Genomic DNA, 13025 nt, shown 5'->3' with positions numbered 1-13025 from the left:
GCCTATCGGGGCGGTGTGAACGTCGTGGAGGCGAACTGGGCCGAGTACAACCGCTGGTACGCGCCCGCGGCCGCGATGAGCTCGTCGTGGGTGCCCTGCTCGACGATTCGGCCCTGTTCCATGACCACGATCAGGTCCGCATCACGGATGGTCGAGAGCCGGTGCGCGACGACGAAACTGGTGCGACCGGAGCGAAGATCGTTCATCGCCGCCTGCACCAGCGCCTCGGTGCGGGTGTCCACCGAGCTGGTCGCCTCGTCCAGCACGAGGATCGCCGGATCGGCCAGGAAGGCACGGGCGATCGTCAGCAACTGGCGCTGGCCCGCGCTCACTCCCCCGCCGTCGTCGGCGACGACCGTGTCGTAGCCGTCCGGCAGGGTGCGCACGAAGTGGTCCACCGAGGCGGCCTTCGCGGCCGCCATGATCTGCTCCTCGGTGGGGTTGTCCGCCCCGTAGGCGATGTTCTCGCGGATGGTCCCCGAGAACAGCCACGTGTCCTGCAGCACGACCCCGAAGTCGTCGCGCAGGTCCCGGCGGCTCATCTCGGCGATGTCGACGCCGTCCAGCGTGATCCGGCCGGCGTCGACGTCGTAGAACCGCAGCACGAGGTTCGTCAGGGTCGTCTTGCCCGCGCCCGTGGGCCCGACGATCGCGACGGTCTGGCCCGGCTCGGCGACCAGGCACAGGTCCTCGATCAGCGGCTCGTCGGTGTAGGAGAAGTCCACGTGGTCGAACACGACGCGGCCGCGTAGCGGGTCGGGCGTCGGTGCGTCCTCGCGGTCCGGGCGCTCGCGCTCCTCGTCGAGGAAGGCGAAGACGCGCTCGGCCGACGCCATCCCCGACTGGAGCAGGTTCACCATCGCGGCGACCTGCGTCAGGGGCTGGGTGAACTGACGCGAGTACTGGATGAACGCCTGCACGGAACCCAGCGACAGCGACCCCGAGGCGACCTGCAGGCCGCCCACGACGGCGACCAGCACGTAGTTCAGGTTCGAGACGAACATCATCAACGGCTGGATGAGGCCGGAGATGAACTGGGCGCGGAACGAGGCGCCGAACATCGCGTCGTTCGTGGTGGCGAACTCCTCCTCGGCGGCCTGCTGGCGACCGAACACCTTGACGACCTCGTGGCCGGTGAACGACTCCTCGACGATCGCGTTGAGCCGTCCGGTCTGCGTCCACTGCGCCACGAACTGCGGCTGCGAGCGCTTCATCACCGCGCCGGTGATCAGCAGCGCCACGGGGATGGTCACCAGCGCGATGATCGTCAGCAACGGCGAGATCCAGAACATCATCGCCAGCGTGCCGATCACCATGAGGATGCTCGTGATCATCTGGCTCAGCGTCTGCTGCAGCGACTGGGCCAGGTTGTCGAGGTCGTTCGTGGTGCGCGACATGATCTCGCCGCGCTCCTGGCCGTCGAGGTGCGCCAGCGGTAGGTGGTTCAGCTGGTCCTCGACGTCGTTGCGCAGGTCCGCGACCATGCGCTGGACGACGGTGGTGGCCAGGACCCCCTGCAACCACATGAACACCGACGCCACGAGGTAGATCGCGGCGACGATCGCCAGGACGGTCCCCAGCTCACCCATGTCGATGCCCTCGCCCGGGCGCAGGTCCAGCGCCCCGACCAGCTCGGCCAGCTGGTCCTGCCCCTCGGCACGCAGCGAGGCGACGGCCTCGGCCTTGGTCATCCCCTCGGGGAACCGGCTGGAGATGAAGCCGTCGAAGATGATGTCCGTCGCGTGGCCGAGCACCTTCGGCCCGATCACCGACAGCGTCACGCCGATCAGGCCGAAGACGGCCAGGCCGACGACCAGGGCGCGGTCCAGCAGCAGTCGGCGGAACACGCGAGCGAACGTCGCGCGGAAGTTGTTGGCCCTGGCCGGCTTCTGCGGCGACCCGTGCCAGCTCATCGGGCCTCCTCCGGCGAGAGCTGCGACAGGACGATCTCGCGATAGACCTCGCAGTCCGCCATGAGCACGTCGTGGGTACCCGTGCCGACGACCCGCCCCTCGTCGAGGACGACGATGCGGTCGGCCTGGCGGATCGTGCTGATCCGCTGGGCGACGATCAGGACGGCCGCGTCGGCTGTGACGGGCTTCAGCGCGGCGCGCAGCGCGGCGTCCGTGGCGTAGTCCAGGGCCGAGAAGGAGTCGTCGAACAGGTAGATGCGCGGGCGCTTGACCACGGCACGGGCGATCGCGAGCCGCTGACGCTGGCCGCCGGAGAAGTTGGACCCGCCCTGGGAGACCACCGACTCCAGGCCCTCGGGCATGGCGCGCACGAAGTCCTCCGCCTGCGCGATCCGCAACGCCTCCCACAGCTCGCCGTCCGTCGCGTCCGCGCGGCCGAAGCGCAGGTTGTCGGCGATCGTGCCGCTGAACAGCAGGGCCTTCTGCGGCACGAGTCCCACCGCGCGCCAGACGTCGGCCGGACGGACGTCGCGGATGTCGAGGCCGTCGATCAGGACCCGTCCGGCGGTGACGTCGAACAACCGCGCGACGAGTCCCAGCACCGTGGTCTTGCCACTGCCGGTCGAGCCGACGATCGCCGTGGTCTCGCCCGGCCGGGCGATGAAGGAGACGTCCTCGACGACCGGGTGCTCGGCGCCCGGGTAGGCGAACGCCGCGCCCTCGACGTCGACCCGCCCGCCGACCAGATCGACGCTGGGCACCGCGGGGTCGAGGTCGATCGCGGGCTCGGTGCGCAGCACCTCGGTGATGCGCTCGGCGGACACTTCCGAGCGGGGCCACAGCATGAACATGAAGGTCGCCATCATGACGGCCATGAGCGTCTGGATCAGGTACTGCTGGAACGCCGTCAGCTGCCCGATCTGCAGGTCACCCGCCCCGACCCGTGAGCCGCCCCACCACAGAACGAGGACGACCGACAGGTTCATGATCCCCATCAGCAGGGGGAAGAACGTGCTCATCAGCCGGCCGGCGCCGACGGCCACCTGCCGGTTCAGCTCGTTGGCCTCGGCGAAGCGTGCCGCCTCCTGCTCCTCACGCACGAAGGCACGCACGACGCGAACGCCGGTGATCTGCTCGCGCATGATCTGGTTCAGCGTGTCGATTCGCACCTGCATCAGCCGGAACAGCGGCCGCATGCGGCGGATGATGAGCCCCAGCGAGATCGCCAGCACCGGCAGGACGATGAGGAAGACCCCCGAGAGCGGCACGTCCTGGCGCAGCGCCAGCACGAGACCGCCGATCCCGGTGATCGGCGCGGCGACCAGCATCGTCAGGCCCATGAACAACAGCAACTGCACCTGCTGGACGTCGTTGGTGTTGCGGGTGATGAGCGTCGGCGGGCCGAACGAGGCCACCTCGCGGCTGCCGAACGACTGCACCTTGCCGAAGACCTCGCGTCGCAGGTCCCGCCCGACCGCCATGGCGACCCGCGATCCGACGTAGACGGCGACGACGTTGCACACGACCTGGAGCACCGTCACGCCCAGCATGAGGCCGCCGACGCGCCAGATGTGGCCGACGTCGCCCTGGGCCACGCCCTCGTCGATGATGTCGGCGTTCAGGCCGGGCAGGTACAGCGTGGCCACCGTCTGGACCAGCTGGAAGAGGCAGACCACCAGGATCTGCACCCGGTAGGGGCGCAGGTGGTGGCGCAGGAGCGCGATCAGCACGTAGTCACACTACGAGGCCCAGCAACATCACGAAGATGAGTCCGGACACCGACAGCACCGTCTCCATGAGCGACCACGTCTTGATCGTCTGGCCGATCGTCATGCCGAAGTACTCCTTGACCAGCCAGAAGCCGGCGTCGTTGACGTGGCTGAAGAACACCGAGCCGGCGCCGATCGCCAGCACGAGCAGCGAGACCTCGGCGGTCGGCAGTCCCTCCGCGAGCGGCACCATGATGCCCGCGGCGGTCACCGTGGCGACCGTCGCCGAGCCCGTGGCCAACCGGATCAACACCGCAACGAGCCAGGCGACGAGCAGCACCGAGAGGTTCGAGTCCTCGACCCATTCGGCGACCACGTCCGCGATGCCCGTGTCGACCAGCGTCTGCTTGAAGCCGCCGCCCGCCGCGACGATGAAGACGATGCCGGCGATCGGCCCGAGTGACGCGCCGATGCTGTCGGTGATCTTCTCCCACGACATCCCGCCGGCGCTGCCGAACGTGAACAGGGCCACCAGCACCGAGATCAGCAGGGCGATCAGCGGCGTGCCGATGAAGTCCAGCGTGGACCGCAGCGCGCCCTGCGCGTCCAGGATGTCGGCGAGCGTCTTGCCGAGCATCAGGACGACCGGGAGCAGGACGGTGGCCAGGGTGAGCGGGAACGAGGGACGGTCCCCGCTGCGCTCCTTCTCGTCGACGTCGAACAGGGACGGGGGCGGGACATCGACCCACGTCGTCGCGAGCCGCGCGAACAGCGGGCCGGCGACGACGATCGTGGGGATCGCCACGATGACGCCCAGGCCGAGCGTCAGGCCCAGGTCCGCGTCCAGCTGACCCACGGCGGCCAGCGGCCCGGGGTGCGGCGGGACGAAGCCGTGCATCGCAGACAGGCCCGCGAGAGCCGGGATGCCGAGCGCGACGAGCGAGCGGCCCGACCGCCGGGCCACCAGGAAGATCACCGGCATCAGCAGCACGAGGCCGATCTCGAAGAACATCGGCAGGCCGATGAGCGCGCCGATGCCGGCCATCGACCACGGCAGCATCCGATCGGAGGACTTGCCGATGATCGTGTCGACGATCTGGTCCGCTCCCCCGGAGTCCGCCAGCAGCTTGCCGAACATCGCGCCGAGGGCGATCAGCATGCCGACGCCCGCGACGGTCGAGCCGACACCGGCGCTGAAACTCTCGACCGTGTCGGCCATCGGCAGCCCGGCCACGGCGCCCACGGTGAGCGAACCGAGCGTCAGGCTCAGGAATGGGTGCAGCTTCGCGGCGGTGATCAGGACGACGATGACGGCGATGCCGGTGAGCGCCGCCAGCAGCAGTTGTGTCGATTCACTCATGGAGGTCCTCCCGGCTGCGCAGCCAGATCAGGAACGCCGCGGCGATCCGCTCGGGCGTCTCGGTGATGTCGAAGACGACGCCGTTCTCGTCGGCCTCCAGCGGCTCGAGGGTGGCCTCCTGGGACTCCAGCAGGGACACCGGCATGAAGTGGTCGCGCGACTCCATCCGCGACTGGATCAGCGCGTGGTCCCCCACGAGGTGCAGGAACACCGTGCGCGGCGCGTGCTGGGTCAGCACGTCGCGATAGACCCGGCGCAGGGCCGAGCAGCTGATCACGCCGCCGGTCGCATCGTGATCGGCGAGCCACTCGCCGATGAGCTCGAGCCAGGGCCAGCGATCCTCGTCGGTCAGGGCGTGGCCGGCCGACATCTTCTCGATGTTCGCCGGTGGGTGGTAGTCGTCGCCGTCGGCGTACGGGACCCCGGCCTGGTCGGCGACGGCGTGACCGACGGCCGACTTTCCGACGCCGGAGATCCCCATCACCACGACCAGCACCGGATTCATGGCCAGAACCTTACGCCGCCACGCGGCGACCGTCGCGTCAGAGCAGGTCGCGCAATTCCTTGGGCAGCTCGAAGTCGTCGGCGGAGTTGGCGTCGAACCCGAACGCGCCCGCACCGGCGGGCTTGGTCGGCTCGGCCTTGGCCGCGGCGGCGCGCTTGGCGGGGTTGCCCGACACGCGCTTGCCCTTCTTCTTGCTGGCCTGCTTCGGCTGCTTGGCGCCGGCGCGCTTGCCCGCACCCATGCCGGGCATCCCGGGCATGCCACCCATACCGGGCATGCCTGGCATGCCGCCGCCCTTGGCCATGCGCTGCATCATCTTGGCCGCCTCGAAGAAGCGGGTGACGAGCTGGTTGACGTCGCTGACCTGCGTGCCCGAGCCCCGGGCGATGCGGGCGCGGCGGGAGCCGTCGATGATCTTGGGATTGTCGCGCTCTGCGGGCGTCATCGAGCGGATGATCGCCTTGATCTTGTCGATGTCCTTCTCGTCGAAGTTCGCGAGCTGGTCCTTGAACTGACCCATGCCCGGCAGCATCCCGAGCATCTTGGTCATCGACCCCATCTTCGACAGGGCCTCCATCTGCTGGAGGAAGTCGGCCAGCGTGAACGACCCGCCGGCGACCTTCTCGGCCGCGGCGGCCGCCTGCTCGGCGTCCATGACCTTCTCGGCCTGCTCGATGAGCGTCATGACGTCGCCCATGTCGAGGATGCGCGAGGCCATGCGGTCGGGGTGGAAGACGTCGAACTCGTCGAGCTTCTCGCCCGTGGAGGCGAACATGATCGGGCGGCCGGTGACCGAGCGGACCGAGAGGGCCGCGCCGCCGCGGGCGTCGCCGTCGAGCTTCGACAGGACGACGCCGGTGAAGTCGACGCCCTCGAGGAAGGCCTCGGCCGTGCCGACCGCGTCCTGGCCGATCATCGCGTCGATGACGAACAGCACCTCGTCGGGCTGCGTGGCGTCGCGGATGTCCCGGGCCTGCTTCATCAGGTCGGCGTCGATCGCCAGGCGGCCGGCGGTGTCGATGACGACGACGTCGTGCAGCGTGCGCTTAGCCTCGGTGATCGCGTCGCGCGCGACCTGGACCGGGTCGCCCACGCTCTGGGTGCCCGAGGTGGTCTGCACCGCGCCGACGTTGCCGGCCTCGGGCGCGAAGACGGTCACGCCGGCCTGCTCGCCGACGACCTTCAGCTGGGTGACGGCGTTGGGGCGCTGGAGGTCGGCCGCGACGAGCATCGGCGAATGGCCCTGGGCCTTGAGCCAGCGGCCCAGCTTGCCCGCGAGGGTCGTCTTGCCCGCGCCCTGGAGGCCGGCGAGCATGATGACGGTCGGCGGGTTCTTGGCGAAGCGGATGCGACGCGTCTCGCCACCGAGGATGCGCACGAGCTCGTCGTTGACGATCTTGATGACCTGCTGCGCCGGGTTGAGCGCCTGGCTCACCTCGGCGCCGCGGGCGCGCTCCTTGACGTTGGAGATGAACTCGCGCACGACCGGCACGGCGACATCGGCGTCGAGCAGAGCGACGCGGATCTCGCGGGCGACCGCGTCGATGTCGGCGTCGGACAGCTTGCCCTTGCCGCGGAGTCCCTTGAATGCCGACTGGAGCCGGTCCTGCAGCGAATCGAACATAGGTCCCCAGAGTAGCCGAGCGTCCGTCAGGACAGGGCGTCGCTCACCGCCTGGCGCAACACCTGTGCCGCCTCGTCGGTCAGGGCCCGGTTCTCGTCGTCCGTCACGTAGAAGACGTCACGGGCCTCGTCGCCGTAGGTGGACAGGTGCGCCGAGCGGATGTGGTGGCCCAGGGACGCGATCGTGTGGCACACCGTCCACACCAGACCGCGGCGATCCAGCGTGCGGACCTGCAGCAGCGTCGCGGACTGCTCGAACGTGTCCAGGACGGTCACGCGGGGCTCGTACTCGTCCCGCTCGAGCTTGTAGGCGAGGCGCTGGGACAGGTCCGTCCGGCCCTCGACCACCGGCCGCAGCCGCTCGGTGAGCGCCGTCGTGTCGATCTCGGGTCGGGACACCTCCCACAGCGTCGCCGCCGCGGTGCCGACCGTGACGCTGCGGCAGGAGCGGATGTTCAGACCGGCGACCGTCAACCCGCCGGCCAGGTCCGCGAGCATGCCGCGGCGGTCCGCCGAGACGATCGTGATGAGCGAGCCGTCGTGGTGGGGTTGGGCGGTCAGGACCAGCTCGTCCGGCGCCACCGCCACGACGTCCGGGATCGGAACGTGCGACGGCCAGCCGGCGTACTCCGCTCGGTCGGCGGGAGCGCGACCGCACAACTGGTCGCGCACCTTGCGGACGAGACCCTCGACCAGGCTCCGCCGCCAGTCGCTCCATGCCGAGGCGCTGGTGGCGCGAGCGTCGCAGGCCGTCAGGGCTGCCAGCAGGTCCAGCGCGGACTCGTCCGGGATGAACTCGGCCACGTTGGCCGCCGTGACCGGGTCCTCGATGTCGCGACGGGTCGCGATCGTCGGCAGCAGCAGGTGCCGCCGGACCAGCCAGCCGATCGTCCGGGCGTCCGCGTCGTCGAAGCCCCAGCGCCGGGCGATGGCCACGGCCATCGGCTCGCCGACCTCGCTGTGGTCGCCCTCGACGCCCTTGCCGATGTCGTGCAGCAGGCACGCGACGGCGAGCAGGTCGGGTCGCTCGACGTCGCGGTTGAGCTCGTCGGCGTTGACGACCGCCTCGAGGCTGTGCCGGTCGACGGTGAACCGGTGGATCGGCGACGACGACCCGCGCAGCCGGATGCCGGCCCACTCGGGACAGAACGGGTCGATCAGACCGGCGAAGTCCAGTTGCAGCCAGACCGGCACCAAGCGGCGGCCGGTCGTCAGCCACTCCAGAAGCCAGCGGTGGGTCGAGGGCGGCATCGGCTCGTCGGGCCAGCGGACCTCACGGGCCAGCCGGTCGAGCGATGCCTGGTTGATCGGCAGGTTGCGCCGGGCAGCCGATGTGGCCACGCGGAACAGCAGCTCCGGGTCGTCGGCGGGCTTCGCGTCGGCCGTCAGCACGATCTCGCGGTCGAGGACGCCCACACCGGGGACGAGTCGCTCGATCACCGGACCGCGACTGCCGATGGGGCGATGCGGATCGCGGTCGAGCTCGTCGATGCGCCGCCACGCCCTCGCCACCAGGTGATCGATCCGGCGGCCGACGTCGCGCACGTGGACGTCCAGGTCCACCGGCGACCGGCCCATCCGCGCGGCGATGTCCGGCACCAGCTCCGCCAGCAGCTTGTCCGTGCGGCGGCCACCGACCTCGTGCAGCAGGTCGCGAACGTCGAGCAGCTCATCGGTCAGCTGCGACACCTCGTGGGTGGGCACGTCGACCAGCCAGGTCGCCGCGATCGCCTTGAGCAGCACGGTGTCGCGCAGTCCCCCACCGGAGTTCTTCAGGTCGGGGACGGCCTCGTACGCCAGCTGGCCCGAGCGCTCGAGCCGGGCGTCCCGGTCCTCGCGGACCGTGACCAACCGTCGCCTGGCCTCACGGCGCCACCCGGCCAGCACCGTCGATCGCATGGCGACGACGGCGCCGGCATCCCCCGCCACGCAGCGCGCGTCGATCACGCCCACCGCGACCCGGTGGTCCGTCGACGCCAGTTGCTCGGCCTCGCTGATGGAGCGGACCGAGTGGTCCAGGGGCACCTTCGCGTCCCAGAGCCGGCTCCACAGCTGCGCAGCGCGCGCGTCGACCTCGGCGGGGTCGAGCTGGTCGGAGTGGATGAGGACGACGTCGACGTCACTGTGCGGCGACAGCCGACCGCGCCCGTAACCGCCGATGGCCGCCAGGGCCAGGCCGGTCTCGATGTCACCGGCCACTGCCGCGAACGCGTCGCGCAGCAGCCGGTCCATCTCCTCGGCCCGGCCCCGACGGGCCAGGTCCAGCTCGGGGCTCAGAGTGCCGCTTCGTCCGTCTCGCCGGTGCGCACGCGCACGACGGAGTCCACCGGCATGACCCACACCTTGCCGTCGCCGATCTTGCCCGTCTGGGCGGCCGAGACGATCGTCGAGACGACCCCGTCGACGTCGGCGTCGTCCACGACGACCTCGAGACGGATCTTCGGCACGAGCGAGACGTCGTACTCCGCGCCTCGGTAGACCTCGGTGTGACCCTTCTGCTGGCCATATCCGCTGGCCTCGGTGACGGTCATTCCGGCGACGCCCGAAGCGGCGAGGGCCTCGCGGACCTCTTCCCACTTGTGCGGCTTGATCACTGCGGTGACGAGCTTCATGCGTTCATTCTCCCGTTCTCAGAGGATCGTGCCGGAGGACCCGGCGATGTCGTAGGCGGATTCACCGTGCTCGGCGAAGTCGATCCCGTTCGTGACCTCGTCCTCGTCCTCGACGCGCCAGCCGATCGTCCTGGCGATGCCGAGCGCGATGAGCGTGGTGAAGACGCCCGTCCAGACGACCGCGATGACGACGGCCATCGTCTGGTCGATGAGCGAGTCGAAGCCGCCACCGTAGAAGAGGCCGTCGATGCCGCCGGGGGCCGACGAGGTGGACAGGAAGCCGATCAACAGGGTGCCGACGAGGCCACCGACGAGGTGGACGCCCACGACGTCGAGCGAGTCGTCGAGGCCCCACTTGAACTTGAGGCCGACCGCCCAAGCGCACAGCGCACCGGAGATCGCGCCGATCGCGATGGCGCCGACGATGCTGACGGCGCCGGCCGCCGGGGTGATCGCGACGAGTCCCGCGACGATGCCCGAGGCAGCGCCCAGCGAGGTGGCCTTGCCGTGCAGCAGCTTCTCGACCAGCAGCCAGGCCAGGATCGCGGCCATGGTGGCGACGGTCGTGTTCATGAAGGTGATACCAGTCTCGGTCATGAACTGGGCGGTCTTGTCCGCGTCGCTGGCGTCGTCCGGGAAGACGATCGAGCCGACGTTGAAGCCGTACCAGCCGAACCACAGCAGGGCGGCGCCCATCATCGTGAGCGGCAGGTTGTGCGGACGCATCTGCTCACGCGGCCAGCCGATGCGCTTGCCGATGATCAGGGCGAGGATGCCGCCCGCGAGACCCGCGTTGATGTGCACCACGGTGCCGCCGGCGTAGTCCTGGGCCGGGAAGTGCTCGTGGATGAAGCCGGTGTCGGTCCAGACCATGTGGGCGATCGGGAAGTACGAGAACGTGACCCACAGCGGCAGGAAGACCAGCCAGGCCGAGAACTTCACACGGTCGGCGATCGCGCCGGAGATGAGGGCGGCGGTGATGATCGCGAAGGTCATCTGGAACGCGACGTAGATGTAGTCGCCTCCCTCGACCCCGTCGAGGCCGAAGAGCTCGAAGGGGCTGGCGAAGAAGCCGCCCACGTCCTTGCTGCCGAACGCCATCGACCAGCCCCACAGCACGTAGACGAGACCCACGACCGCCACGGCGGCGTAGGACATCATCATCATGTTGAGCACGGATCGGGCTCGGGTCATGCCGCCGTAGAAGAGGGCGAGCGCGGGCACGGTCATGAAGAGCACCATGGCCGTGGCCATGAGCATCCAGGCGTAGTAACCATCCATGACGGTCACTGTGTCGAAGTCGGATTTCGCGGAGCGGCCCCTTCGTGTTTCGTGTGCGTGACACAACTCGGCGCTTTGTTAACTCTTCATTTCGTGCCGACGACCCCGTCGGGAACCTCAGTACGTTTCACGGACCAAACTCAGAGTTACATCGATCGGGGTCCCACATGCTCAGACGCGTCTTCGTCGTCCTGTTCACCGTCCTGCTGTCCTCCACCCTGCTGTCTCGTCCCGCGGAGGCGAAGGAGACGAACTACTCCTGGTCCTACGTGCAGCCGTACACATGGCATGCCAAGGACCTGGACCGCTGGTTCAAGCTGGAGTTGACCGGCAAGATCACGGCACGCGCCTGGACCACCGGCAGCGGGAAGACGACGAGCTTCCGCTTCGGCCAGCCGAAGCTCCACAGCCCCGTGCTGAAGGTGAAGGTCTACTCGGACAAGAAGATGACGAAGCCGGCGAAGGTCAGCAAGCTGGCGCTGCGCCAGTTCCACTACGACTCGTCGTGCAAGACCTCGCCGTCCTTCTCGGCGTCGCTCTCGACGAGCAAGGCACTGAGCATCGGCGTCTCCGCCACCCGCACGTGCTCGGAGTTCACGACCGCCTTCATGTCGTCGAACTTCGGGAAGGCGGCCTCCTACAAGCAGAGCGCGTCCGGCTCGGTGGTCGAGTGGAAGAATCTCGTGAAGTCCGCGCCGGGCGTCTCCGGCGGGAACAAGAAGAAGATGACCGTCTGCCTCTCGCCGGAGTTCAAGATGGTGGCCTACCGCGGCACCAACCGCTCCGACCAGGTCACGGCTCCCTTTCCGAAGCTCTGCGTCAGCAACAGGGCCTAGTCGAGGAGGGCGTCGACGAAGTCCTCCGGCTCGAACGGAGCGAGATCGTCGGGGCCCTCCCCCAAGCCGACGAACTTCACCGGGACGCCCAGCTCGCGCTGGACGGCGATGACGATGCCGCCCTTGGCGGTGCCGTCGAGCTTGGTCAGGACGATGCCGGTGACGTCGACGACCTCACCGAACACCCGCGCCTGCGTGAGGCCGTTCTGGCCCGTGGTGGCGTCGATGACGAGCAGCACCTCGGTGACCGGGGCCTGCTTCTCGATGACGCGCTTGACCTTGCCCAGCTCGTCCATCAGGCCGGACTTGGTGTGCAGGCGGCCGGCCGTGTCGACCAGGACGACGTCGACGCCGTCGGAGATGCCCTGCTTCACGGTCTCGAAGCCGACGCTGGCCGGATCGGCGCCCTCGTGGCTGCGGACGACCGGCACGCCGACGCGTCCGCCCCAGGTCTCGAGCTGGTCGGCGGCTGCGGCACGGAACGTGTCGGCGGCACCGAGCAGCACGGAGCGGTCCTCGGCGACCAGGACACGCGCGAGGCGGCCGACGGTCGTGGTCTTGCCGGTGCCGTTGACGCCGACCACCAGCACGACACCGGGCTTGTCGTCGTCCCCGGTGGCGTGCAGCGTGCGGTCGAGTGACGGACCCACCAGCCCGAGCAACTCCTCACGCAGCACCTGCTTGGCGCGGGCGGGGTCCTTGGCACCCTCCGCGGCCAGCCGGGCGCGCAGGTTCGTGACCAGCTCGGTGGTCGGGCCGACGCCGACGTCTGCGGCCAGCAGGGTGTCCTCGATCTCCTCCCACTGGTCCTCGGTCAGGTCGCCACCGCCGAGCAGGGTCAGCAGACCGCGACCCAGGCTCGACTGCGAGCGCGAGAGCCGCGAGCGCAGCCGCGCGAGCCGGCCCTGCGGGGTCTCGGGACGCTCGATCGTGGGCGTGGCCAGTGCGGGCTCGGCGACCGGCTCCTCCTCGAGGACCCCGGCCTCGAGCTCCTCGACCTCGTCGAGGTCGACCTCGCGCAGCTCCGGATGAGCGATCTCGCGCTCGGTCAGCTCGTCCATGACGTCCGGCGGGGGCAGCTCCCGCTGCCGGCGCGCGACGAGATAGGCGATGCCACCGCCGAGCACGACGACGGCCGCGGCGATCAGGACGACAAGCAGGACAAGGCTCTCGTTGGTCACGGGTC

Annotated in this window: 10 protein-coding genes; 1 reads left to right on the top strand and 9 read right to left on the bottom strand. The window is 69.5% G+C overall.

Annotated features, from left to right (window positions below; translation table 11 throughout):
* Positions 1–2: 2 nt before the first annotated feature.
* From NP095_RS07805 to NP095_RS07770, 8 genes are read right to left on the bottom strand one after another with little or no spacing between them, the layout of a single operon-like run.
* Positions 3–1913 (bottom strand): ABC transporter ATP-binding protein, encoded by a 1911-nt coding sequence (locus tag NP095_RS07805; RefSeq protein ID WP_232416471.1) that lies wholly within the window; start codon positions 1911–1913, stop codon positions 3–5.
* Entirely contained in the window at positions 1910–3643 is a 1734-nt protein-coding gene (locus tag NP095_RS07800) for an ABC transporter ATP-binding protein (protein WP_232416472.1), read from the bottom strand. Before NP095_RS07800 ends, NP095_RS07805 begins: the two co-directional genes overlap by 4 nt.
* A 4-nt stretch (positions 3644–3647) precedes the next feature.
* Complete coding sequence (locus tag NP095_RS07795; RefSeq protein ID WP_232416473.1) at positions 3648–4982, bottom strand: GntP family permease; 1335 nt, start codon at positions 4980–4982, stop codon at positions 3648–3650.
* The gene (locus NP095_RS07790; RefSeq protein ID WP_232416474.1) at positions 4975–5487 is read right to left on the bottom strand and encodes a gluconokinase; all 513 of its coding nucleotides are present in this window, start codon (positions 5485–5487) and stop codon (positions 4975–4977) included. The genes NP095_RS07795 and NP095_RS07790 overlap by 8 nt, the downstream gene beginning before the upstream one ends.
* Positions 5488–5524: 37 nt before the next feature.
* On the bottom strand, positions 5525–7111 hold the full coding sequence (ffh, locus tag NP095_RS07785; protein WP_232416475.1) for a signal recognition particle protein: 1587 nt from the start codon (positions 7109–7111) through the stop codon (positions 5525–5527).
* Between the two features lie 26 nt (positions 7112–7137).
* Positions 7138–9342, bottom strand: a complete 2205-nt coding sequence (locus NP095_RS07780) for a [protein-PII] uridylyltransferase (RefSeq protein ID WP_232416476.1) — start codon at positions 9340–9342, stop codon at positions 7138–7140.
* A 41-nt stretch (positions 9343–9383) separates the two neighbouring features.
* Positions 9384–9722 (bottom strand): P-II family nitrogen regulator, encoded by a 339-nt coding sequence (locus NP095_RS07775; protein WP_232416477.1) that lies wholly within the window; start codon positions 9720–9722, stop codon positions 9384–9386.
* An 18-nt stretch (positions 9723–9740) separates the two neighbouring features.
* Positions 9741–11003 carry an ammonium transporter gene (locus NP095_RS07770; RefSeq protein ID WP_232416478.1) on the bottom strand — a complete coding sequence of 421 codons (1263 nt, stop codon included), beginning with the start codon at positions 11001–11003 and terminating at the stop codon, positions 9741–9743.
* 167 nt (positions 11004–11170) lie between these two features.
* Between NP095_RS07770 and NP095_RS07765 the strand changes: the two genes are divergently transcribed.
* Complete coding sequence (locus tag NP095_RS07765) at positions 11171–11839, top strand: hypothetical protein (protein ID WP_232416479.1); 669 nt, start codon at positions 11171–11173, stop codon at positions 11837–11839.
* On the opposite strand, the gene ftsY is transcribed toward NP095_RS07765, so the two are convergent.
* On the bottom strand, positions 11836–13020 hold the full coding sequence (gene ftsY / locus NP095_RS07760; protein WP_232416480.1) for a signal recognition particle-docking protein FtsY: 1185 nt from the start codon (positions 13018–13020) through the stop codon (positions 11836–11838). The two genes, NP095_RS07765 and ftsY, sit on opposite strands and share 4 nt — an antisense overlap.
* Positions 13021–13025 lie beyond the last annotated feature (5 nt).

The organism is Aeromicrobium duanguangcaii, from assembly GCF_024508295.1.
GTDB lineage: Bacteria > Actinomycetota > Actinomycetes > Propionibacteriales > Nocardioidaceae > Aeromicrobium > Aeromicrobium duanguangcaii.
This window is presented reverse-complemented; position numbering and strand designations above follow the sequence as displayed.

What these genes read in the sequence shown, in the direction of transcription:
- NP095_RS07805 (WP_232416471.1), bottom strand. Translation starts at nt 1,913, where the DNA reads ATGAGCTGGCACGGGTCGCCGCAGAAGCCGGCCAGGGCCAACAACTTC.
- NP095_RS07795 (WP_232416473.1), bottom strand. Translation starts at nt 4,982, where the DNA reads ATGAGTGAATCGACACAACTGCTGCTGGCGGCGCTCACCGGCATCGCC.
- NP095_RS07790 (WP_232416474.1), bottom strand. Translation starts at nt 5,487, where the DNA reads ATGAATCCGGTGCTGGTCGTGGTGATGGGGATCTCCGGCGTCGGAAAG.
- ffh (WP_232416475.1), bottom strand. Translation starts at nt 7,111, where the DNA reads ATGTTCGATTCGCTGCAGGACCGGCTCCAGTCGGCATTCAAGGGACTC.
- NP095_RS07780 (WP_232416476.1), bottom strand. Translation starts at nt 9,342, where the DNA reads ATGGACCGGCTGCTGCGCGACGCGTTCGCGGCAGTGGCCGGTGACATC.
- NP095_RS07775 (WP_232416477.1), bottom strand. Translation starts at nt 9,722, where the DNA reads ATGAAGCTCGTCACCGCAGTGATCAAGCCGCACAAGTGGGAAGAGGTC.
- NP095_RS07770 (WP_232416478.1), bottom strand. Translation starts at nt 11,003, where the DNA reads ATGGATGGTTACTACGCCTGGATGCTCATGGCCACGGCCATGGTGCTC.
- NP095_RS07765 (WP_232416479.1), top strand. Translation starts at nt 11,171, where the DNA reads ATGCTCAGACGCGTCTTCGTCGTCCTGTTCACCGTCCTGCTGTCCTCC.